Annotated in this window: 13 protein-coding genes; 4 read left to right on the forward strand and 9 right to left on the reverse strand. The window is 72.5% G+C overall.

What is annotated here, in order from left to right:
- Nucleotide 1 precedes the first annotated feature (1 nt).
- From AB0C73_RS14370 to AB0C73_RS14385, 4 genes are read left to right on the forward strand one after another with little or no spacing between them, the layout of a single operon-like run.
- On the forward strand, nt 2–4,663 hold the full coding sequence (locus AB0C73_RS14370) for a hypothetical protein (RefSeq protein WP_362528960.1): 4,662 nt from the start codon (nt 2–4) through the stop codon (nt 4,661–4,663).
- A gap of 2 nt (nt 4,664–4,665) precedes the next feature.
- Nucleotides 4,666–6,387 carry a hypothetical protein gene (locus AB0C73_RS14375; protein ID WP_362528962.1) on the forward strand — a complete coding sequence of 574 codons (1,722 nt, stop codon included), beginning with the start codon at nt 4,666–4,668 and terminating at the stop codon, nt 6,385–6,387.
- A gap of 17 nt (nt 6,388–6,404) precedes the next feature.
- Complete coding sequence (locus AB0C73_RS14380; protein ID WP_362528965.1) at nt 6,405–7,475, forward strand: WD40 repeat domain-containing protein; 1,071 nt, start codon at nt 6,405–6,407, stop codon at nt 7,473–7,475.
- Nucleotides 7,476–7,512: 37 nt separating this feature from the next.
- Nucleotides 7,513–8,889, forward strand: coding sequence for an Ig-like domain-containing protein (locus AB0C73_RS14385; RefSeq protein WP_362528966.1), 1,377 nt, complete (start codon nt 7,513–7,515; stop codon nt 8,887–8,889).
- Here AB0C73_RS14385 and AB0C73_RS14390 read toward each other — a convergent pair.
- From AB0C73_RS14390 to AB0C73_RS14430, 9 genes are all read right to left on the reverse strand, one after another.
- Nucleotides 8,856–9,167, reverse strand: coding sequence for a hypothetical protein (locus AB0C73_RS14390; protein ID WP_362528968.1), 312 nt, complete (start codon nt 9,165–9,167; stop codon nt 8,856–8,858). The two genes, AB0C73_RS14385 and AB0C73_RS14390, sit on opposite strands and share 34 nt — an antisense overlap.
- Complete coding sequence (locus tag AB0C73_RS14395; RefSeq protein WP_362528971.1) at nt 9,154–10,368, reverse strand: neprosin family prolyl endopeptidase; 1,215 nt, start codon at nt 10,366–10,368, stop codon at nt 9,154–9,156. The genes AB0C73_RS14390 and AB0C73_RS14395 overlap by 14 nt, the downstream gene beginning before the upstream one ends.
- Nucleotides 10,369–10,403: 35 nt before the next feature.
- On the reverse strand, nt 10,404–11,654 hold the full coding sequence (locus tag AB0C73_RS14400; protein WP_362528973.1) for a hypothetical protein: 1,251 nt from the start codon (nt 11,652–11,654) through the stop codon (nt 10,404–10,406).
- A 439-nt stretch (nt 11,655–12,093) separates the two neighbouring features.
- Nucleotides 12,094–13,005: an ATP-grasp domain-containing protein gene (locus AB0C73_RS14405; RefSeq protein ID WP_362528976.1), complete on the reverse strand. Its 912-nt coding sequence runs from the start codon at nt 13,003–13,005 to the stop codon at nt 12,094–12,096.
- A complete protein-coding gene (locus AB0C73_RS14410) occupies nt 13,002–13,814 on the reverse strand; it encodes a hypothetical protein (protein WP_362528977.1) in 813 nt (270 codons plus the stop codon). The genes AB0C73_RS14405 and AB0C73_RS14410 overlap by 4 nt, the downstream gene beginning before the upstream one ends.
- A gap of 16 nt (nt 13,815–13,830) precedes the next feature.
- Nucleotides 13,831–14,817, reverse strand: a complete 987-nt coding sequence (locus tag AB0C73_RS14415) for a hypothetical protein (protein ID WP_362528980.1) — start codon at nt 14,815–14,817, stop codon at nt 13,831–13,833.
- A 2-nt stretch (nt 14,818–14,819) separates the two neighbouring features.
- Nucleotides 14,820–18,599, reverse strand: coding sequence for a hypothetical protein (locus AB0C73_RS14420; RefSeq protein WP_362528982.1), 3,780 nt, complete (start codon nt 18,597–18,599; stop codon nt 14,820–14,822).
- 3 nt (nt 18,600–18,602) lie between these two features.
- Nucleotides 18,603–22,142, reverse strand: coding sequence for a hypothetical protein (locus tag AB0C73_RS14425; protein WP_362528985.1), 3,540 nt, complete (start codon nt 22,140–22,142; stop codon nt 18,603–18,605).
- Between the two features lie 22 nt (nt 22,143–22,164).
- Entirely contained in the window at nt 22,165–22,920 is a 756-nt protein-coding gene (locus AB0C73_RS14430; protein WP_362528987.1) for a peptidoglycan recognition family protein, read from the reverse strand.
- Between the last annotated feature and the right edge of the window lie 182 nt (nt 22,921–23,102).

Below are 23,102 nucleotides of genomic sequence, written 5' to 3' on the forward strand. Positions count from 1 at the left end.
GATGAGAGATCTCGGCGCACTGCGCCAGGAGGTGGCCGAGGCCGAGGAGCACCGCGCCCTGCTCGGCGCCGGGGCCACCGAAGCCGAACGCAGGGCCGCCTTCGACCGCCTCGACACCGCGCGCCGCGCCGTCGACGAGGAGCTGCGCGCCCGGACCGACGAGGGTTTCGCCCCGCTGCTGCGCCAGGTGGACCCCGAGGTGCCGCTGGTGCTCCTGCCGGTACGGCTCGAGACACGACTGCGCCTGGACGGCCCCGGGCCCGACCGCCTGCTCGTGCGCATCTTCCCCGACGACATCCACGTCGAGTCCCACGAGCCGCACCCCACCGACGGCGAGGTCCAGCAGGCCCGGCGGTACTGGCGGACCGTGTGGCGGGCGGGCCGTGCCGACAACGGGGACCAGGACCGCGAGCGGCTGTTGCTCGCCGCCTGGGGCCAGTTGGCGGGGGCGGTCGGCGCGCAGCGGGCCCGGTGGCTGGTCCGGCTCTTGAAGCCGCTCTCGGACACCCGCCCGCCGCTGCCCGTGCCCGGCACCGAGACGGTGCCGGAACCGCAGTGGCCCGAGGTGCCTGTCCGGGGCCGCGGCTGGAACCGGGCGGCGACCGTCTCGACGCTGCCGGACATGTTCGTCGTACGGGCCTACCAGGGCGACCGCCTGGTCGCCGAGCGGTCCGGCCGCGCGGTCCCCGACGTGGTGCGCGTCGGACCCGACCCGGACGCCGAGCCCGCACCGGGCGGACCGCACCTCGATCCGGCACTGCGCTGGCTGACGGAGTACAGCACGGCGGAGGAGAACGGGCTCGCCGTCACCCTGGAGCTGCTCCCCGAGAACGGGTACGCGCCGGAACGGGAGCCGCTGCTGACCCGCGTGGTCGTGTTCGGCGTGTCGGCCTCGCTCGCCCCCGAGGCGTCCGCGGCCCGCGTCGCCGGCCTGCTGTCCGGCCGGGACGGGGACGGCGAGACGGCGTTCGTCCCGCAGGACACGCCCACCAACAACCTTCCCAACGCCGGGATCCCGCCAACGGAGCCGCCGGACGTCGACCGGCTGCTCGGCGCCGTCCCGACCGCCCCGGCCGACGCGTGGGACAACGGCGTCCGCACCGCTGCCGCCCTCGGCCTGCCGCCCGGCACCCTCGCCGCGCTCCCCGGCGCCGACGAGCCGGAACAGGCGGACGCACGCAACCTGCAACTCGCTCTGTGGAGCGCCACCGGGGATTTCTTCCTCGACGAGCTGATGGAGCAGGACAAGGGAGGCGGGGAGCTCGACGTCGACCGGGAGTGGCTGCGCCGCCACCACTACGAGAACGTACGGGCCCGGGGCCCGCTGCCGGTCCTGCGCGTCGGCAGGCAGCCGTACGGACTGCTGCCCGTCACCGCGACCGCGCGCTGGCGGGCCGACACCCCGGAGCACGAGCCGTCCGGGCTCGCGGGGCTCCACCGCGTCCTGGGCGTCCTGCGTCCGTTCTGGGAGGTGGGCGTCGGCACGCTGCCCCGTGTCGGCGGACCCGACCAGCCCGGGGAGACGCTCTCCCTGCCCAAGCCCGAACGGGACGTACTGCGGGCCCTCGGCATGGCGCCGGTGTCCGGCACCGTGTCGGTGCGGTCGGTCCAGGGCGGAATGCTCGCCTGCTTCAAGGACCTCGGCCTCGGCATCCTCGGCATCAGCTTCGGCGGCGGGGAGCAGTGCATGGACAGCACGCCCGAGGACCTGCAGTCCCGGGCCCTCAACGAGGCACTGGGCATCCGCTACCGGCCGCGTATCACCCATCAGATCAACGGCCGGGCCACCCGGCTCTGGCTGCCGTACGCGCGACCGCACCTGCCCGAGGGCCAGGATCCGGTGGCCGCGCTCACGGACTTCCTCGACCGCGTCGTCGAACGCTTCGAGGTGCGCAGGCTGATGGTCGGCAAGGAGGAGGCGCGCACCCTCCTGGAGGCGCTGCTGCGGCACAGCGCCAACCTGGAGTACGGACGCGCCGCCGCCGGGGCGAAGGACCCGTTGGTGTTCCGGCCCCGGCTGCGCTTCGCCGAGGTGCTGCTCAACCCCGACACGGCTCTGCAGACGATCAGCTCCGCGGGGCTGAAGGCGAAGCCCTTCACCCTGGGCAGGATCATGCAGTTGCCGGCCGGAGGGGTCGGCGCAGCTCCCGGGAGCGACACTCCGGCCGACGGCGGCTCCGGGACCGACCGGGGTCCGACGGTGTTCCAGGCCATCGTGGACGCCCGCCTGTCCCTGGCCGGGCAGATCTCGGACGCGGCGGTGAACCGCCGGGGCGTCCTCGCCCTCCTCGGCACCGAACGCCCGTGGAGCGTGCGGCTCGCGGAGATGGACGCGGCCCTCCAGTACCTCGGCGGCCGGGTGAGGGCGTGGGAGAAGCGCGGGGACGCGTTCGGGCCGGTCGAACGGCTCCTCGGCGAGTCCCTCGACCTCGTGTCGCACCGGCTCGACGCGTGGATCACGTCCCTCGCCACCGCCCGGCTCCACGCCCTGCGGCAGCGGCGTCCGGCCGGTATGCAGCTGGGCGCGTACGGATGGGTGGAGAACCTGTCGCGGCATCCCGGCCGGCGCAGCCGGGGGTGGGTACTCGCGCCCTCGATCCCGCAGGCGGCGACCGCTGCCATCCTGCGCAGCGGTGCCCTGTCGCACCCGAGCGACCCCGGGGCCTTCGCCGTCGACCTGTCCTCGCGCCGGATGCGCGTGGCGATGACCGTCGTCGACGGGATGGCCCAGGGCCAGCCGCTGGGCGCGCTGCTCGGCTACCGGCTCGAACGGCGGCTGCACGACGAGCGCGAGAACGCCGACGCACCCCAGGAGCTGGACCGGTTCATCGCGCCGCTGCGTGCCAGGTGGTCGGTGCAGAGCCCGCAGCACCCGGGCGCGGGGGCGCAGGAGTTCATCGGCCCCCACGACGTGACGGACGGCGCGCGGCTCGCCGAGGTGCCGGAACAGCAGGTCGTCGACTATCTCAAGACGCAGGCGGGGACCACGCCGATGTCCCCCGCGGAGCAGACCGTCGTACGGCGGCACCTCGCGGCCCTGCGCGACGACCTCGACGCGGTGGCGGACCTCCTCCTCGCCGAGAGCGTCCACCAACTGGCCAACGGCAACCACGACCGGGCGGCCGCCACTATGGAGTCCCTCGCGGCGGGCGGGCAGCCGCCGCCCCGGCCGCAGGTGCTCGACACCCCGCGGCGGGGCGTCCCGGTGGGCCACCGGGTCCTCGTCGTCGTACCGGAGGGGACCGCCCGGGCGGCGGGCTGGGACGGCGCACAACAGATCACCCGGCCCCGCGCGAAGGGCGAACCGCGACTCGACGCGTGGGCCGGGCACCAGTTGGGGCCCACGGGCCGGATCCGGCTACGGGCCGCCTGGGTGCGGCCTGGCCAGGACCCCGGGGCCGGAACGGCCACCGTCACCGAACACGCCTGGCCACTTGCCCGGTACTGCGCCCTGGACGTGGTGGCGCTCGCCGCTGCGGGCAGACTGCGAGCGGTCCTCGAACACGAACTGACCGACGAGCGGCCCCCGAACGTGCCCGACGACGCCGTGCCGGTCCTGCGCACCGCCAGGGCCTCGGCCTGGGCTCGTACCACCGTGGGCATCGCCCAGGTCGAGGCGCTGGGCGCGGCGGTCGCCGCGGTGCTCACCTCCAGCAGGGCGGGCACGGCAGCCGATCTGACCGCGGCCCACAACCCCCCGCAACCGGCCGCCGACAAGGAGCTGAAGGACCGGGCGGACACCGCGCGCAGCGACCTGCGGACGGCGCTCGCGGCCAAGGACCTGGAGACGCTCGCCGCCTACGGGGTGACCGGTCCGCCGTCGGGCTCCGCCGCGGAGCTGGAGGACCAGCTGGCCGGAGCCCTGCGCAAGGGGCAGGAGCGGCTCGACCAGGCCGATGAGGAGGCGAAGCGGAAGGACCCGGGTGCCGCGGCCGCGGTCCTGGAGGCGGTGTTCGGCCCCGGGTTCCGCGCCGTGGGCCTCGCCCAGGCCCCGGACGCCGCCACGCTGGACGCCTCGTTCGGATCCGGCCTCGACCGGGGCGGCGACGCCCGGCTCGTCCCGGGCGACTGGGTGGAGCAGATGGGCGCGGTCCGGCCTGGCACCAGCGCCCTGGCGGACCTGCTGCTGCACACCCAGACCGCCGGGACCGGTGCCGGCCAGGCTCTGCGGATCGGACAGGTTCCCTTCGCGCAGGGCGATCGCTGGGTCGGCGCGCGGAGGACCCCCGAGGACGAGAGGAAGCCGGCGACGGGCCTGGTGGTGCACGGGCCCGCCCAGCCGCTCGCGACGCACCCGGCGGCCGTGCTCGTGGTCGACGAGTGGTCGGAGCTGATCCCCGCTCAGCGGCACACGGCGGGCGCCACCTTCCATTACGACGCGCCCGGGGCACGCGCCCCGCAGGCCGTCCTGCTCGCCGTACCGCCCGTGGTGGGGGCGGCCTGGACGCCCGACGTGCTGGCCGCCACCGTCGGCGAGGCGCTCGACCTCGCCAAGCTGCGGCTCGTCGACCTCGAAGCGCTGGGCTGGCTGGGGCGCTACCTGCCCGCGGCCTACCTGCCCGACACGGCGCTGCCCTCGGCACCCTCCGTGAACATGAAGGACCTCATGAAGCGGGCCGAACTGGGATCGCTCGTCAAGCTGCTCACGGACAAGGAGGCCTGACGGTGTTCGATGTCATGCACTTCGGCCAGTTCCACCGCGTCGAGCCGGCGGTCAGGCCGAGCGGTACGGGCGGCCAGCTCGACGACGCGCTCGCGGCGCGGGTCGCCGACCCGCTGTTCCTGCTGGCCCGGCAGTGGCAGGTCGCCGAGTTCGCGGGCGAGGACGGCGGTTCGCCCGTCTGGTGCACCCTCAGCACCGAGAGCACCCCGCTCGGCTCCTTCCGTCCGTCCGCCGACGGCACGGCGGTGCCCCTGCCGAAGGGTGTGCCGCTGGAGTTCCTGGCGGAGGCCGGGGCGGCGCCGGGCGAGGCCTCGCACCAGCTCACCCTGCGCGCCGCCGCCCAGGCCGGCGGGCGGTTCCTCGCCACTCTCCGTACCGTGAACCTGCCCCCCGGCGTCCTGGACGACATCGACGAGGCGGTCCTCGCGAAGGCGCCGCTGCCCGGGCCCGGCAGCGACCCGGAGCGGGATCCGCTGCGCCGCGACCCGGCCGGGCGTGCCCTGCGCGAGGTCCTCACGGGCCGGGCGCCCGACGGGGCCGCGCTCGCCGGCCATCTGGCCGACGGCTGGCGGCCGCCGGGGCTCACCAGCTCCCAGCGGACCGCCTTCGACAAGGCGGCCGGACTCTGGCTGGCCTGGTTCGGGGAGCGATACCGGCCGCCGGTGACGTCGAGCTGGGCACGGGAGCGGCTGGAGCACCGCTTCGGGGTCACCGCCGCGCCCGGCGGCCGGACGGTCACGCTGACCGCACCCGAGTACACCGGCGGCGCCGCCGACGCGTACCACTTCGACCTCGACACGGGCGGTGCCGCGCTGCCCGCGCCCGCCGGCGGTACGCCGGTGGGGGTGCTGCCCACCCGGGTCACGTATCCGGGCATGCCGGCCGAACGCTGGTGGGAGTTCGAGGACACCACCGTCAACCTGCCCGCCATCGGGGCGGGCGTGCCGGACCTGGCCCGGCTCCTCGTCGTCGAGTTCGCGAACGTCTACGGGAACGACCACTGGATCGTCCCGGTGGAGCTGGCCACGAGCGCGCTGCACCGGATCGCCTCGCTGACGGTCGTCGACACCTTCGAGGACACCACCGTGATCGAGCCGGCCGACGACGCCCACTGGTCGGTGTTCCGTCTGACGGACGCCGCGACCGGCACGCCGGCGCCGCCCCTCCTCCCGCTGCTGCCGACCGCCTCGGCCCGCCTCGAAGGCGCCCCCGTCGAGGAAGTCCTGTTCGCCCGCGACGAGATGGCCAACCTCGGCTTCGCGATCGAGCGGATCGTACAGAGCGCCACGGGCAGACCGCGGGTCCGGGCCGACGAACCCCCGGACGACGAACCGCAGGTCCCGCCGGCCGACCCGGCGGCGCTCGCCTACCGCCTCCTGACGCCGGTCCCGCCGCACTGGATCCCCCTGGTGCCGGTGCCGCTGGAGCAGGGCGCGGCGGCCGTCTGCCTGCGGCGCGGGCAGATCCCCCGCTTCGGCGCGGACGGCACCCGGCTCCCGCAGGTCAAGGCGGCCGGCCGGGTCCTCGAACCGGAGGTGAAGCGGGTGTTCTTCCGCGACGAGGAGGTTCCGCGCGCGGGAGTGACCGTCAGCCGCGTGCCGGTGGTGGCCCGCGGTGAGGACGGGCGTGTGTACCAGTGGGTGGGCCGCCGCGTCCGGGCCGGCCGGGGCGAGGCGTCCAGTGCCCTCGCGTTCGACGGGGCCGTACCGCCGAAGGGGTCGTGATGGACACGGAAGCCAGGATGAACGCATACGCCCGAACCGGCATGCCGGACGAGGGGCGCGGACGCGGCCCACGCGGCGACCGCCTGCGGCGAGACGTCACCGCCGTGCGGGACGCGACCCGCGCGACAAGCGAGATCAACACACCCAGGGACTTGATGGTCCTGGACCTCACCTCGGACGACGCCGAGATCGTCGGTGTGGACTGGATCGGGTACCTCTACCGGTGGGACCGGTTGCTCGGACGGCTGCTGTCCGACCCGGTCCAGGTGCACACACGGACCGTCTACGCGATGCTGCTCACCCCCGACGACCACGAGATCGTCATCGGCGGCGGCGAGGGCGTCCTGCGCCGCTGGGACCGGGTGAACGGCACCCCACTGGGCGAGCCCCTCACCGGCCACCAGAGCCGTGTCCGGGACCTCGCCGTCACCCGGGACGGGCGGGAACTCGTCTCCGCCTCCCAGGACGGCACGGTACGCCGCTGGGACCGGGCCGCCGGCTCCCCGATCGGCGAACCCCTGAGGGGGCACGCGGGAACGGTACGGGCGGTCGCGCTCACCGTCGACGAGGACGTCGTCGTCACGGCCGGGCAGGACGGCACCGTACGGCGCTGGAACCGCTCGGCGGGCACCCCGATCGGCGAGCCGCTCCTCGGCCACAGTGGCCCGGTCCAAGCGCTCGCGACCGCTCCCGACGGGCGGAGCGTCGCCTCCGGCGGCCGGGATGGCACGGTACGCCGCTGGGACCTCGGCTCCGGCCGGCCGGTGGGACCCCCGCTCGTCCTCGACTCGTCCGTGTGGTCGCTGCTGCTCACCAGCGACGGCGAGATCGCGGCGGGCAGCGCCCACGGTGTCCTGCACCGCTGGGACCGCACGGGACAGCGCATCGGCGCCCCCGTCGCGGCGCACGCCTGGGGCGTGCCGTCCCTGGCGGTCACGCGGGACGAGTCCGAACTCGTCACCTGCGGCTGGGACGGAAGGATCCGCCGCTGGGCGCGCGTCACCGGGGAGCCCACCCGGTCGGCCCGGAAGGAGACCCGGATCGACCTCGTACCGCGTCTGGAGATCACTGGCACGACGCCGTTCTGACCTCCTCCCCCGCACCACCGACAGATCGGGAGCGCCGATGCCGGCCATCACCATCGACACCTCACAGCTGACGTTTCCCCGTGTCGCGGTCACCGTCGCCGGGTCCGGGTCCGGGTCCGGGTCCGGCGACGGAGCCGGGGACGCGGAGGCTTCCACGTACGACTCCCGGCCCGGGACCCGGTTCCTCGACGGGGCGGCCGATCCGCCTCCGGAGGTCTCGCTGCCGCCCCGCACGGGGTACCGACTGCGGCTCGGCGAGACCGTCACGGCCGACGTCACCTTCGACGTACGCGAGGACGGCACACTCGACTTCGATCCGGAGCTCGACGCATTCCTCGGCGGACGCGGCGGCCGACGGCTGACCGTACGCGGCGTGCCGGTCACCATCGACGCCCGGGACTTGGACCATCCGCTCGTCCCGGACCTACCGGGCGCGGAACCCGTGACGCCGGACCGGGTCCACGAGCTGTACCTGCTGCCCGCCTCCGGGTACCGGCTACGGGTCGCGGCCGGCACCGCCGACGGCGGCCTCGGCTTCTCCGTCACGCGGGACGGCCGGGTCCGGCTCGCCCCGGAAGCGACCGGGTTCGCCCACGCCTCCGCGCACACCCTGACGGTCCACGGGCACACGATCACCATCGACGGCCGCGCGCTCTCCCACGGCCTGCTGCCCGTCGGCGCGCCAGCCGTCGCCACGGGCTTCCTGCCCCGCGCGTCGACGCACCGTCTCACGCTGCTTCCGGCCTCCGGGTACCTCCTCCAGGCGGGTCCCGGGGTGACCGCCGACCTCGCGTACACCGTCCGGTCCGACGGCACCGTCGACTACGAGGAGTCCTGCGACCCGTTCCTGTCGGGACGCGCCACGGACACGCTGGTCGTGGGCGGGTTTCCGGCAGTGCTGTCGACGGTCCGGGCGGACAGCGACCTCCTCGGTGTCACAGCCCTCGACTCCCTGCCCCAGACCCCCCGCGAACTGACGGCCGTCCTCGCCCCTGCGACCGGGTACCTCGCACGGACCGCGCACGGCCTGTGCAGCGCCTTCGGGATCGCCCGCGACGGCACCTTCGCCATCGATCCGTCGACCGCCCGTTCCTTCACCACCCGGCCGGCCCTGGCCACAGGGCAGCTCACAAGGCTGACCGTACGAGTTACGCCGACGGTCCCCGGCGGTCGCCCGCCGCGCGGCCCCGTCACCTTCAGCACGGACGGCCGGGTGCTCGGCACGGTCCTCCTGGACGAGGTGGGCATGGCGACGCTGCGGACGGCGGACCTGCCGGCGGACGGGGCTGGGATCGTCGTCTCGTACGAGGGCGACGACGGCCACAGTCCGTGCAGCGCGATCGTACCCACCGGGTCTCACTCGACCATTCCCACCGGGTCTCAGGGGGACTCCGGCGGCGCTGCCGCCCCGTGAGCCGGCGGCTCCTCGGGGTTGCGGGTCGCCGGGGAGTCGGTGACGACCCGTTTGCCGTCCAGCGTGTAGTCGCGGCGGCGGCGCCGGGGCACGTACCCCTCGGGGCAGAGCCGCACGCCCCGCCCCGGCGGGGGCTGCTCGTCCTGCGCGGGCGGATAGGGCGGCGGCTCCGCCGCCCCGCCCGCCGTGTCGACCCGGACGCACTCGATGTCCGGATCGACCTCGGAGGGGATCACCTCGGGCCGGTCGTCCCCGGCAGGAAGGTCACTCGACTCCACCCGGGCCTCCCCAGTAGCAGTTCGAGCCCCAGGTCGTCGTCCCGGAGAAGTCGGCCGCGATCCTGTAGGCGTTCGGGTTGGTCTCGTGGGTGTAGCCCTGCATGCCGACCATCGTTCCGGAGGTGTCGGACTGGTAGGCCAGGTTGCGCATGTAGGCCGCACGGCTCCAGCCCTCGAACGGGAAGTGGCCGCTGCCCATCCAGGTGCGTGTCGGCCCCGGGTGGCTGTCCTCGTCGACGATCTCACCGCCCCAGTCGATGGACTGCGCCTGGTTGCGCAGCCCCGCGGCGTTGAACAGGCCGGCGGGGTAGTACCCCATCCATTCATTGCCTATCCGGATCCACCAGTTGCCGTTGAAGAGCGTGACCTTGATGGCGAGTTCATACTGGGCCCCGCCGTACACGCTCTCCGCGAGGCGTATGGTCGGGTAGACCGTGGTCGACACCTGCTGCCAGCCGGCCACGTCGGTGTTGTAGCCGCCGATGTTCGCGCCGCCGGCCGTGTAGTTGTTGGTCGTGTAGTAGATGAACAGGTGCGGATACCAGTCCCCGTAGAGGTCCTTGTAGGTCTGGGCGCCCACTTCGACGGTCTGCCCGTCGGTCGTGCCCTGCGCGAAACTTCCCCGCACCACCCACTCCTGTCCGAGGGAGAACTCGTCCGACCACTCGACGTAGGGCCGCCAGGTGTTGATGACGCCCTCCGTCCCGTAGTTCGTGACCTGCTGGATGGCGTGCGCGTACTTGTGCCGGGCGACGGCCGGGGGCGCGAGGCCGGGATCGTCGGGCGGTGTCACGACCTTCGCCCGTGTCCCCTTGGCGAGGTAGTCCTGGAGCGTGCCGGCGGCGGTGATGCTGTCCAGCTGCTTGCGCACCAGGGGGACCGTGCCGGGAGGGCCCGTCCGGTCGCTGCCTGCGGCCGCCTCGAAGGGCTGGGGGGACGCGGGGCGGTCGGTGGTGCCGGCGGGTTCCGGGTACTCCAGGTCGGGTGGCTCGGCATCGGCCTCACCGGGGACCCAGTCGAGGTCCTCTCCGTACGGGGTGGTGGTGCGGGCGACGACGTCGCGTCGCGCGTACAGGTCCTTGAAGTACTGCCGGATCTCGTCGAGCCGCTCAGCGGCCTCGCGTTCGATGTCCCGGCCCGCTCGCGGCAGCGGCGCCGACTGCGGCGCCTCCGGGTTGCGTTCGACCCTTCCCGCTTCCATGGTTGCCTCCTTCAGTCCTCAGGAGCGACGGCCCGTCAGGGGCCGACGCCGAACTCGACGTACTGGGGCTCGATGTGGGCGAACGTCGTGCCGCCCTGGAGCGTGAAGCCCGTGGCGACCCACCGCGTGGCGTCCGGATGGCTGGTCGTACAGCTCAGGTAGTCACCCCAGATGCCGCCGTCCGGGCCATGAGTGCTGTCGCGTGTCCCCTGCAGCACCCAGCTGGGCGCGTCCATGTAGCCCACGGCATGACGGGGGTTGATCACGCCGCCACCGCCGTAGAACAGCGAGATTCCGATCACCCCGTCGGCGTTGGGACAGGTCGCGGGGTAGGCCCAGGCCCAGTCCGGATGCCAGATGTCCGGCTCCGCGAAGACCGCCGCCGTGACCCCGTCCACCACGAGGCCCTTGATCCAGGGGTGTGGGCGGTCGCTCGTGGGAAGGGCGTGCCAGAGGAAGCCGGCCAGGCCCTGCGCGGCCCATCCGGCGGTGGCCCTGCCGTGCAGCTTCCTCAGCCAGTTCGTGCCGCTCGGACAGTTCGACACGTAGGATCCCGTCACCGTGCTTGCCGTCCAGGCGCCAGGGGTACTGACGACGGCCTTGCCCACTCCGCTGCCGTCGGGGTCCGGCCACCGGAAGATCCGCACCGGATTCTGTACGGCCTCCGACATGAAGTACATGTCCGTGGTCGCACCGCGCGTGAGGCACAGGGACACGTCTTGCGGGGTGGTCCGGTAGAAGACATAGGACAGTTGATGCTGCGCCAGATGGGAGAGCGAGATCTTGAAGACGATCGCGGCAACCGCCGAATCGGCCCGAAAGACGTTGTACGTGAGGTAGAGGTGGTTGTCGGTGGTCGCCATGTCGGGGCGGTCGAACTGGGTGTTCGTGGCCCATTCCGGGTCGAAGAGGCCGGGATTGAAATCCCAGAAGAACCACGACCCCGGCGCGGGTGTCCCGTCGGTGGAGACGGCCAGCCGGAAGATGTTCGATCCGTCGAGCGGGTTCACGTGATACTGCAGGAGCCAGATCCACAGGTTCCGCGAACGCTCGTGCAGCGTCATCTGGTCGCAGCACAGGCTGGCGGCCGCGAAGGGGAACGTCGTGTACGGATCGACGTGCGTCCAGGTGGAACCGCCGTCCTGCGAACGGCTGGCGTAGACGTTCCCCGTCACGAGGACATGGTCCAGAAACCGCGCCGCGGTCGGTTCGTCGTCCAGCGCCGTGATGGGGCCCGTCGCGGCATCGTTCAGCCCGATGTTCCGGTGCAGGTTCACGGATGGCATGCGTCGCCACCTCGATTCGCGCTGGCTAGTCGTCTTGGTCGGCTCTCCTGGAGGCGGGTGCGGCCTCCGTGGGCGGAACGTCGGCGTGCCGAGGAAGTGCGGGAACTCGCCTCCCGAGGTGCCGGGCGAGCCTGGCGCGTTCGCGCCTTTCGATGTCCCGCCCGCGAGGCGGCAGCTCCCGAGGGAGCTTCGCCGCGTCTTCCGGACTCACCACCGGGATGGCAGGGCCGGGCTGAGGGTGTTCGGACACGGGTTCATACCCAGATGGTTCGGATTCGGGTCGTTCGGAGGCGGGGGGTTCGTACGCGTCACCGGTCATGAGAAACCTCTTGACGTCAGATGCGGGCGACGATGTCGCGGCCGCACAGCCCCCGTATTTCCCATCCTGCCCCCACACGGGCGTCGGCGCAGCTCGACTCCTACGTCATCGCCATCGTCGTCATCCGAGCAGAGCCCGGGCGATCGCGTCGGAGATCGGCTGGGCCGTGTGATCCTCGTAGAAGCTGTACGCGGGGCTGGGGTTGACCTCGAAGCAGAAGAACTCGCCGTCGTCCGTGAGGACGAGGTCGATGCCGGCGAGGGCGAGGCCCAGCCCGGTGGCGAGGCCCGCGCACCGCAGCGCCAGTTCGCGGGACGGGGTCCACGGCGTGAGGTCGACGCGGCCGCCGTACCGGCCGGCGTAGCGGTAGTCCACTTGGTCGGTCTCGATGCGGGTGGCGAAGACCTCGCCCGCGACGACGTGCACGCGGATGTTCACGCCAGGGACGTAGCGCTGGAACTGGACGGGGCACGAGCGGATCCGCGGGAGCCGGGCGGCGGCCTCGTCGTCGAGCAGCCGGACGATCGAGCGAACCGAGCTGATCGACTTGTAGACGACCCGGCCGTGCCGGTCCCGGAAGGCCAGGGCGAGCTCGGGGTCGTCGGTGACGAGGGTCTCGGGGACGCGGAACCCGGCACGGCGGATCAGTTGGGCCTGGTAGGGCTTGGAGCGGTTGGTCGCCGTCGCGGAGGCGCGGTTCATCACGCGTCCCGGCGCGATCTCGATCCAGGTGCCGAGGGCCTCGTGCCACGCCTGGCAGTGCCGCAGCGTCTCCTCGCCCGCGCCGCGCGTCTCCGGCAGCAGCCGCCAGTCCATGAGCCGGGTGTAGATGCCGGTGACGTCAGAGCAGGGGATGGTCCGGCCATCGCAGCGCAGGTGTCCGCGCACGTCTGTGCCGTCGACACGGATGTCGATCGGCGTGTCAGTGAAGCGGCGCTGGTGCAGCATGGCGTACGGCAGGCCCCGGCGTCGCAGCGCGTCGGTGACGAGGGCGATCGGCCGCTCGCTGGCGATGCCGCAGACGATGATCACCGGGGCCTCGCCGGCAGCCGGGTCAGGTACGCGTGGAGGCCGTCCAGCATCGAGGCGCCCGCGATCCGCAGGTCGGGAAGGAGCGTCGCTCCCGCGAATCGCGCCCCGTGCCGGGCGTGCTCGTCGGGCTCCAGGTGGACCCCCAGAAGGTCGGCTCCCGCGCTGCGGGCGAGGCTGACGCAGGCCGGGGAGAGCCCGTCGAGCGCTTCGCCGCCGTGGAGGCCGTAGACGTCGTCGCCGAGGACGACCAGAGTACGGGTGGGCGGCCGGCCCATGGCGGGTTCGTCTCTGGTGTTGTCGGTCAGCCTCATCGGCGACACCGCCAGTCCCGCCGCGGCGGCGAGCACGGTCCACTCGGCGCCGGAGCGGAGGGTGCCGGACAGGCCGAGGGGGCTGGGGCGGTTGACCATCACGGGGGCGAGGCACTGGAGCCAGCTGAGGACGAGCGCGTCCCGTTCCGCCATCGCGTAGGCGGTGTCGGCCAGGGAGGCGAAGTGGAGATGGTGCACGGGTGCGAAGGTGAGTCGGTTGACCACGCCGCGGACGGCGTCGCTCTCGAGGATGCGCCCGTCGGGCAGGGTGAGTTCGAAGCGCGCCCCATCTCCGGCGGCGTCGACGCCGCCGGTCCGGTCCGGATCGGCGCGGTCCTGCCTCCGGACCCGCTCCTCCTCGATCCGGTGCGTGGACCTCTCCGTACGGGCCAGCGTCCCGGCGTCCACGAGCTCCACCGGGTCGAGCTCTCGTTCGCGCAACCCCGCGGCGGCCCAGTGGGCCGCCTCGTCCCGCGCGTCGCACAACACCAGCCACATGACGACCGCCGTCGCGCTAGGGCGCCGGGTCCTCGTGGACGAGGGCGCTCGTCGACACGTCGGGGCGCAGCTCCGGCGGGATGAAGTGCACGTGGGGGGAGCCGACGCCGGCCCAGGCGACGAGCGGTGAAAGGGGCGTGGGGAAGAGGTCGCCGACCATCATCAGCTCCTGCGGCGTGTCCTTGTGCTCCTTGTCCTTCCCGTCCTTCTCCTTCTCCTTTCCCTCCTTCTCTTTCTCCTTCTCCTTGCTGAACTTCTCGGAGACGCTGAGATGGAGGATCCGCTCCTCTTCGTCACGGGTGTTGGCCGCCAGGGTGAAGTCTGTGGAGTGACTCCCGGCGCCGAAGGGAACGGCCGCGAGGCGAGGGACCTTGATGGTGAGGTGCCCGCAGCCGTTGGGCCGGACGGGGGATGTCACCTCGTCGAGGACGAAGCCGTCGCCCAGGTCGGTGCCCGCCGAGGTGTCGATGTTCAGGTCCCCCGTACCGACGTTGGCCACTTTCACCACGATGTCGTCGACGGGCTTCCCCGGGAGGGCTTGCCGGCCGTGGAACTGGTCCATCGAGATACGTGGCTGACGGGTGTCCTCCTCGAGGTCCGAGACGACCCAGACGAAGCCGAGCGCCACCGGCGCCTTGTTCGTGATCCGGAGGTGCCAGGGCAGATCGGAGGGCTTCATGATCTTCACCTTGACCAGGAAGACGTCCCGGGGCTCGGGGGTCCAGTAGGCCGCGGCGACCGGTGTCAGGAGGTCGTCCTCGATCGTCACGGTGTCCGGTTCGCGCGGCACTGGCGCGAACTTCCCTGTTCCTACGCGTAGTTCGAGGTGCGGGGGCGTCGGTTCCCCGGGGGGCGCGCAGTCCGGCCCCAGGGCGATGACGCGGAGGAAGACTCTCGTCAGCTGGGCACCCACCTCGAAGGCGACCGGGGTGCTGGGTGGCGATCCCACCGGGAGGCGCAGCGGCCCCTCCTTGGGGAACATCTGGAAAACCGGGTCGACCATGGTCACCACACTCCTAGGGGGACGATGTCGGCGTAGACCAGTCGCCCCGGGCCCTCCACCGCGGATCCCGTGTCGTTCGTGGCGGGGGGATGCGTCTCGTACTCCTGGACGACGATGCGCTGGGGGCGGTCGCCGGTGGCGGGGAGGTCGAGGTCGCGGGCCTGGCCCAGGGGTCCGGAGGTCCGGAAGACGGTGCTCCAGCCCGCGCCGCCACCGTCCGCGGCGGGGTCGGACTTGACCTGGAGTTCGGTACGGACGCTGTTCGACCGGGGCCCGGTCGGGCCGAGGCCATCGACGAGCACGGTGGCCCGTCCCGTCGTGCGGGTGACGACGAGACGGCGGTGGGGCGGGAGCTGGAGGGGCTCCGTCCGCACAGAGGGGGACAGGGTGGGCACACCGTCGACGGTGTGGGCCTGGTAGCGGGCCAGGGCCAGCCGGACGAAGGGGAAGTAGGAGGCGGTGACGAGGGGGGACAGGTCGATGTCGGCGTACCAGTGGTCAGCCTCCTCGTCGAAGCGGACGGGGTACGCGATCAGGTCGAGCGCGCGTTCCAGTTCCGGCAGGTCCGCCCGATCGCCGCGCGGGGCGATGACGTCGCTCTGGCTGAGGACGGGGGGTGGGGCGCCGGTGGTCCAGATCGGGTCGCGGCCCGCGACGCTGACGTACCGCAGCACGTCGGCGGGGGCGGACGGGCCGGGCCAGGTGAGGACGGCGAGGCGTTCGTCATCCCCGGTGACGTACCAGGGCCGTTCGAGCAGGACCCGTAGGCCGCCTCCGTACCGCCATCGGGTGACCGACTTCTGGCCGTCGTGGGAACGCGTCCAGCGGAACGTCGGCACGGTGTGGATGACCTTGGGCGCGGGCGGCCGGGCGGAGCTCGGCACGTCCGTGACCTCCAGGACGCCTTCGCTCAGGCAGGCCTGGGGGTCGGCGGCGGTGGCGCGGGGGAAGCAGTCCTGGAAGCGGGAGACGGCGGTGGCGCGGTATGTGACGTGCCGGCGCCTGGTGTCGCCGAACTCCTGGCGGATCGTGGGGAACGCCTCGTGCTGGGGGGCGCGCTGGACGTCGTACGAGCCGACGATCGCGGTCTGGCGGCGCTCGGCCGGCTTCTTCGGCGGGAGGTCCTCGTGGTCGGTCCACTCGGCGCGCAGGTCCAGGCGGCCGGTGCTGGCGATGTGGATGCGCAGGCCTTCGGTGCGCAGGACGGCGCTGGTGTCTCCGGTCGTCCGGCGGGCGGTGAGCAGGCCGGACGGGATCGCCAGGGGTCGCTGCACGGCGTGGACGAGCCTGACGGTGCGCGGCGGCGTGACGAGGCGGTTGCGGCCCTCGACGATGGGCTTGAACGCGGCGGGGTCGGTGGGGTCGATCCCCAGCCAGGTGACGATGCCGAACAGCTGGACGCTACGGGTGCCGGGGCAGGAGGGGATGTCGAACGTGACCTCTTCGGCGGGACCGAGCGCGACGGTGAACGCGCGCTGGTCCGGGGAGCGGGTCAGGGTGCAGCCTTCGGGGCCGCCGATGAGGCGGAGCGAGATCGGCCCGTACGCCGGCCAGGTCCCCTGCCACAGGCCGGTTCTCTTGTCGCCCACGACCGTTCCGTACTTGCCGGAGTCGGGGTCGACGGGCCTGCGGCGCGGGTTCAGGGCGAGGTGTGTGGTGGCCGGGTCGGGGAGCCAGGGCAGGGAGACGCCCGTCTCGGGGAGGACGACGTACGGGGCGGCGACGGTGGAGCCGGTCTCCGCTCCCACGACGACGGCGCCGGCGATGTCGGAGAGGGACCGGTCGGCTCGTTTGGCGACCTCGAACAACTCCTTCACCTTGGCGGTCGGCACGTCGGGGCCGAGGGCTGCGTCGAAGGTGCGCTCGTGCTGGAGGGCCAGTTCGAGGGAGCAGGTGGGGGCGAGGAGGTGGCGGAGGTCGAAGGCTCGGTGGCCGTGGGCAGCCGCATACGCCTCCACCGTCGTGTCGCGGTCGCTGCGGATGACCATCAGGTCCAGGGTCTCGCCGTCGGCCAGTTCGCGGGTGGGGACGAGTTCCGGAGGCGGGAGGGGCTCGAAGCGGTGATGCCGGAAGACGTTCGTCCGTTCCTCTTCGGGCCCGGTCTCGTCGGGGCGCAGTCCACCCCCGGCGAGGTCGGCGATCCGCACGCGGAGGCGGTAGTCGCGGCCGAACCGCAGGCGGGGCAGCGATCCCGGGTCGGTTTCGACGACCGCGTCGAAGGGGGGCGGGGCGGCCGCCGTCGGCATCTCGTCCCCCGTGTCGACGATCCGCTCGGGTCGCTCCGCGACCGGGCTCCAGCCGTCCCAGCGCATCACGATCTCGTGGAGGTACAGGGCGTCCTGGGCGCCGGCTCCGGTCGTCGACGCTTCGGGGCGCAGGAATCCCTCCTCGAGGAGGCCGGCGGCGCCGCTGCCGCCGGAGGCGTCCTGCCCGATCGTCACGTCGCCGATCTTGTAGCGGACACGCCTGCGGCACAGTGGGTACCACCGGTTCCTGGCCACGTCGAAGACGTCCACCCGGTAGCCGCCGAGCAGTGAATCCGCCGTCACCGGCTGGGAGGTGAGGCCGGCTGCCGTGGCTCGCTGGGCGGCCCGCTTGAGCTGCCTGCTGTGTTCCTGTACGCGGTCCCGCTCGACGAGGGCGAAGCCCATCGATCGCAGGGCGGGCAGCGCGCCGACGTCGGCCCGGTCCTGCGAGGCCGTCCGGGCACGGTCCGACTCGGCGACGCCGACCATGCGCAGGGCGGCGCCGTCGACGTCGAAGGGCATCACCTCGTAGCGCCCGCCGGTGTCCCCGGTGGGGGACGCCACGCCGGTTCCGGCCAGGGGCAGCATGCCGCGCTTGAGTTCGGTGGCCGCCGGTCCCGGCAGGGACGCGGTGACGAAGCGCTTTCCGTCCAGGAGGTAGGCGGTCTTCGGGGACAGGTCGTCCTGGGTGGCATGGGACCAGCCGGGCGGCACGGAGCTGTCGGGATCCGGCCAGTGCGGGACGACGCGCAGCTCCTTCGCACCGTCGGCCTCGGTCAGCGGGGCGGGCTCCACGGCCAGGTCGATCAGCAGTCCGAGCGCGCGGAGGAGCAGCGGGTGGTCGGCGAGGCGGGAGACGGTCTCGTGGAACTCGCGCACGGTGGTGACGGCCGGCGGCGGAAGCGCCGTGAACGCGTCGGGGTCCCGCTGGTAGAAGGCGTACGCCTGGGCGAGCGCCGACCGGGGTGCGGACGGGTCGCGATCCGCCGTGCCGTCCAGCGGTGCGAGTCGCGCCTGCCACATCGCGCTCACGCGGCTCAGCGCCGCCCGCAGCTCGGGATCGGTCTCGGGGACCCCGCCGTCGTGTTCGAGGTGGACACGGGCCGTGGCCGTGTACGCCTGGCGGACCTCGGCGGCGGCCTCGGCGGCCGGGAACTCGCGGACGTCACGCTCGTCGTAGGAGGTCGTCCGGTACGGGATCACCGGTGAGTCGCCGGTGAACAGGGTTTTCCAGGCGGAGAGTTGGAGGGCGGTGGTGAAGCGGACCTCTTTCTGCTCGATGGTGAGGTGCGGGACCTGGTGGGCGGTGACGGGCTGTGTTCCCCGGAAGACGTCGAACCGGAGGGCGGCGAGCCGCTCGGGCCAGGTCTGCATGCCGAAGTCCGACAGCTTCCGGTCTCCCGGCGGCCCGATCAGCCGCGGGGTGAGAAGGACGGACAGCAGCGCCATCGGGGTGGAGTGTCCCGGGACGGGGGCGACGCGCCCGGCCGGGATCGGAGTCCAGACGAACTGTCGCCGCAGGCCGGTGGCCGACATGGATCACTCCTTCGCGAAGGCCCGGCAGTACGTCTGCCACGGGAACGAGGTTCCCTGTGGGCCGAGCGCCGCCTCGACGGTCGAGGTCCGCAGCGCAGCGTCCTCGGAGGCCTGCCGTGCCACGGACGCCGTCAGGGCGTCCCGGGGGCCGGCGGCGAGGCTGGGGCCCTTGAAGCTCTTGTGGCATTCGAGGGTGACGGAGGTGGACCAGAAGGTGAGGTCGACAGTGATCACGAGCCGGGCGGAGCCGTGCAGTTCGTTGCGCTCCACGTCGTAGGTGAGGCTGAGCGTCAGCTCCACGGAGACCCGGATCAGGCCCAGGACGGAGACGCTGCCCCCGATCCGCAGGTAGCCCGTGATCTCGATCGTGCTGCCCCTCTTGACGAAGACGACGCCGCCGAAGACGTGGACCTCGCCTGCCGCGACGCCGAAGTCCATGGCGACACTGGCGCCGAACTCGATGCCGCCGACGAACCGCTGCAGTCCCCCGTCGGACCCTCCGGCGCTCACTCCGAGCTCCAGATAGCCGCCGCCTCCGAAGCCGCTGACGGTGACGAGGAACGGCCGCTCTCGTGTGGCGAAGGCGAAGTCGATCTCGATGGGCCGTTGTTCGAGGGAGAGGGTGAGGCCGATGCGGATGGCCAGGTTCTGCACGGTGAACACGCCCATGCCGAGCATGGGCACGGCGATCGTGTACGTGGCCCGGATCTGGACCGCCGAGACCTCGACGTGCGGTCCGCCGCGCCCCGCCTGCGGGATCTTCTCCGCCAGGGTCCTGACGAAGTTCAGCTTCCCGGCGAGCCGTGCGTCCGCGAGTTCGAAGGTGAGGGAGGGATTCTCTCCGGAGTTGCCGGTGAAGCGGACCTTCTTGAAGGTGAGGACGACGAGGGCGGAGGCGCGGGTCGGAATCTCCAGCGTGAAGTCCGTGACCTCACCGGTCGTGCGCAGCTGGGGCCGTCCGTCGACGACCCGGGAGAGGACCTCCAGGAAGACCTTGGACGTGGGCGTCTTCGGATGGAAGGGCTCCACCTCCGTCGTCAGGCTCTCGTTCCAGGTCAGCTTCGCCGACGGCGCGCCGGCCACGTCGGACCACATGATCTGCGGACGCGAGGTGATGACGGACACGATGCTGCGGAGCGAGATGACGCCGAAGAGCTTGGCTCCCTCGGCGAACATGTCCTGCGGTCTCGGCGGGAAGGGGCCGCCGGCGATCGGTCCGGCCAGCCGGGAGATCTCGGTGACGGCCATGTTCGGCGCGGCCACCATGCCCGTACGCGCCCCGGCCGCGGCGAAGTCGATGACCTTCGGCTCCAGGAGGGCGAGCAGCACCTCGGGCCGCTGGGCGCCCGTGGCCGTCAGGAACGCCCTCGAGAACTCGGCCGGCACCGTCGGCGACGACCCGATCAGCTGGCGCACCGCCGGCAGCGCGACCTCCATGCGGGTGACACGGGGATGGAATCCGACGCCGTTCGCGGCGAGGGCGGCGCCGACGCCACCGAAGGACATCGACCGTACTTCCTGGACCGCGCCTTCGAGCGGCTGGGTTGCGGACTTCATGGCGAGCGCGATCCTGCGGCCGATCTCGCGCGTCGGGCGTCCCGTGTCGCGCTGGACACCCGAGCGCGGTCCGCGGGCGTACTCGGCGTCGAGCGAGTCGGCGTGGGAGGTGCCGACGGCCGCGTCGTCGACGAACAGCATCGGCAGCCGGAACTCGACGACCTCCCGGTCCGCCCGCGCGCGTACGGTGAACTCGACGCTCGCTCCCGACTGCGTGGGCCAGAACGCCTTGCTGGGCAGCCACGCCGCCGCGTCCAGGTCCGTCAGCTGCCGGGGCTCGACGGACACCTCTTGGAAGGGGAAGGCACGCTCGTGCGCCCTGCCGGCGCCGTCGCCGATGCCGTAACGGCGCGTCGGCTCGGTGACGATCAGGGTGCGTGTGGTGCGGAGCGCCGCCACGGCCGGAGGCTGCCGGTCGAACCGGCGCTCGGTGACCTCGACGAAGGCTGCCTGGTGTCCGAAGGGGAAGAGCGCGCCGCGGGTGAGGACGCGGACGTAGTAGTCGCGACCCATCGCGGTCTGGTGGGTCCAGTCCAGTGTGGGCCAGGAGGCGGAGGCGTCGAACCAGGCGCCGAAGGCGCTGAGGACGAGCCGGTCGACCGTCACGGGCGGATCGGCGGACTGCACCCCGAGGGCGGCGATCGTCGCCGTGTAGTGGCCGAGCGGGGTGGCGAGAGCCGGCTCGTCCGGGAGTGCCTTGACGGGCCGCACCCGCAGCGCGTCAGCCCCGTCGGGGCGCGTGATCCGGCTGTGCCACAGCTCGGTGGTGCCGTCGTGGCCGACGGCGGGCAGGGCGCGGTGCGTGCAGTGGGCGCCCGTCGGCAGCTGCAGGAGCAGGCGCCAGGGCAGTTCGAGGCGGGTGCCTTCCGTTCCCGCAGCCCCGAGCGTCGCGACCAGGGGCAGTTTGCCCATGGCAGCCAGAACGCCGTCGACCGTGAGCGGCACGACCTCCTGGCCGATGGCGAAGGCCAGTCGCGACGGTCCCGCGATCCGCGCCTGGCTGGTCGTGTCCGTCTTGGAGACGGTTTCGGCGATGTGCTGTGGAGGGAACTCCACGATGAGCCGGGCGTCGGGCTGCGCGGCGAGGACTTCCACCACCCCGTCGGCGCGGACCCGTTCGCGCACTCCGCTTCCGCGGACGGTCAGCGCGACAAGGTCGTCGGGGCGCAGCGCCTGGTAGCCCCGCACGTCCGCCCAGATGTCGATGAGCTGCCAGTCGGACCACGTACGGCCGAGCTGCCGGTGCATCAGGGCCGTACCGGCCCAGACGGCGAACACGTGGGTGGTCCCGACCTCGTCCCACACGGCGGCGAGGTGAGGGGCGGTCCCGTCGTCGGTGGCGAGGTCACCGCCGAGGTCAACCCATCGGGAAGGCTTCGTCCCTGTTCTGTGCCACAGGCTGTTACCGGCGACGGCGAAGTAGCCACGTTGCGTTGCGACGAAGCCGGTGGGCCGAGGGGCGGCGTCGGAACGCCGCCCCTCGGAGAGCTGCTCACGAAGAAGCGTCAGTTGCTCGTGCGCAAGGAGCGGGTCGGCAGCCGCGGGCCCCACCGCGAGCGGGTCGGGAGACGTCCACGGGGTCCAGCCGTGGCCGGCCATGTCACCGAGGACATCACCGGCGACGTCACCGGCTCCGCCGCCCGGCTCTGCACCGGCCGCGGCCTCGGCATCTTCACCAAGCGTGTCAAGGCTCCCGTCACGGGCCGCCGCGAAGAGCCTGTGCTTCGTCCCGCGACCGCCGTCCAGAGCGAGGAGCTCGATCCGGCCGGGGCCGGAACGCATCGCGGCCAGCCAGCCGACGTGCTCCGGGGCCCCGGGCGACGGCCACGGTCGGCCGAGTGATTGCCACGTGCCCCACTGGCCTCGGACAGCGTCCGTCGTGCGCGTCCTGTGCCACACGCCGCCGTCGGCGTCGCCGACGAACAGGTCGACGCGGCCGGGGGCGGCCGAACAGGCGGTGAGCGCGGTCACTGTGGAGGCCATCATGGTGCGTCACCTCGTACGGCGGTCACAGCGTCTGGTAGACGGGCGCTCCGGACCCCTGCACCGCCTGGAGCGGGGTCCCTGACGCGAGGGCAGGGCCGGACGGGGCTACGGCCAGACGGCTCGAGTAGTACTCCACGCGGTTGATGTAGTACTCCCACGGGAAGTACGGCCCCGGGTCGGTGTGGTTGTTGCCGGGCACGTTGTAGTGACCGCCGAAGCCCGTGAACCAGTCGCGCTCGTCAGGGGCGAGCGGCACCTCGATCGGGATGCCATACACGGCGCACAGGTACGCCGACAGCTCCGCCGAGGAGTCCATCATCTCCTCGGTCCAGTCGGCGGGGTAGGTGGCTCCGGGGTACCCGAACTCGTGCTCGATGCCGAAGTAGCGAGTGTTGCCTCCTTTGCAGTGCCAGGCCGTGTACCGCCCGTCCCGGGGGCCGGCGGTGTCGGGGTCGGGCAGCGGGACCATCTGGACGCGCCGTCCGTCCCTGGCGACGATGAAGTGCGCCGAGACCTTGGACGCGGCGTTCTGGAAGTGGCCGATGGCTCCCTCGTACTTGCCCTGGGTGTAATGGACGACGATGCCCTGCGGAACCAGCGGGCCATACGCGTCGCGATTGGGACTGTTCTTATAGGGAACCTCGGGCCTCCGCAGGTTCCACAGATTCTGGTGCGAAGCCAGACCCGATTGTTCGGCCACCTCGCCGTTCGTCTGCACGGCGTACGTCGACACCTCGCCGCATTTCGGGCAGGCGAACTCCATGTTCTTGATCGTCATATCGCTCTCCGGAGACTGATCCGACTCATGGAGATTGCCCCGCACACAAGGGAGGGCAAAGATCGTTGATGAAGCAACTTCTCAGCCGTTTCACGCGATTCCGTTCCGCATGGGCTGTCTCCTTCCATACTCGTACGCCGTCCGCAACCGCTCAACCGGGGATCCACGGGTGGGCGCGCGGT

It is taken from the genome of Streptomyces sp. NPDC048623, assembly GCF_040650755.1.
In the GTDB taxonomy this organism is placed as follows: Bacteria; Actinomycetota; Actinomycetes; order Streptomycetales; family Streptomycetaceae; genus Streptomyces.

Excerpts from the sequence above, each read along its gene's own strand:
- AB0C73_RS14425 (WP_362528985.1), bottom strand. The coding sequence starts at position 22,142 with ATGATGGCCTCCACAGTGACCGCGCTCACCGCCTGTTCGGCCGCCCCC.
- AB0C73_RS14415 (WP_362528980.1), bottom strand. The coding sequence starts at position 14,817 with ATGGTCGACCCGGTTTTCCAGATGTTCCCCAAGGAGGGGCCGCTGCGC.
- AB0C73_RS14410 (WP_362528977.1), bottom strand. The coding sequence starts at position 13,814 with ATGTGGCTGGTGTTGTGCGACGCGCGGGACGAGGCGGCCCACTGGGCC.
- AB0C73_RS14395 (WP_362528971.1), bottom strand. The coding sequence starts at position 10,368 with ATGGAAGCGGGAAGGGTCGAACGCAACCCGGAGGCGCCGCAGTCGGCG.
- AB0C73_RS14385 (WP_362528966.1), top strand. The coding sequence starts at position 7,513 with ATGCCGGCCATCACCATCGACACCTCACAGCTGACGTTTCCCCGTGTC.
- AB0C73_RS14430 (WP_362528987.1), bottom strand. The coding sequence starts at position 22,920 with ATGACGATCAAGAACATGGAGTTCGCCTGCCCGAAATGCGGCGAGGTG.
- AB0C73_RS14370 (WP_362528960.1), top strand. The coding sequence starts at position 2 with ATGAGAGATCTCGGCGCACTGCGCCAGGAGGTGGCCGAGGCCGAGGAG.
- AB0C73_RS14380 (WP_362528965.1), top strand. The coding sequence starts at position 6,405 with ATGAACGCATACGCCCGAACCGGCATGCCGGACGAGGGGCGCGGACGC.
- AB0C73_RS14420 (WP_362528982.1), bottom strand. The coding sequence starts at position 18,599 with ATGTCGGCCACCGGCCTGCGGCGACAGTTCGTCTGGACTCCGATCCCG.
- AB0C73_RS14400 (WP_362528973.1), bottom strand. The coding sequence starts at position 11,654 with ATGCCATCCGTGAACCTGCACCGGAACATCGGGCTGAACGATGCCGCG.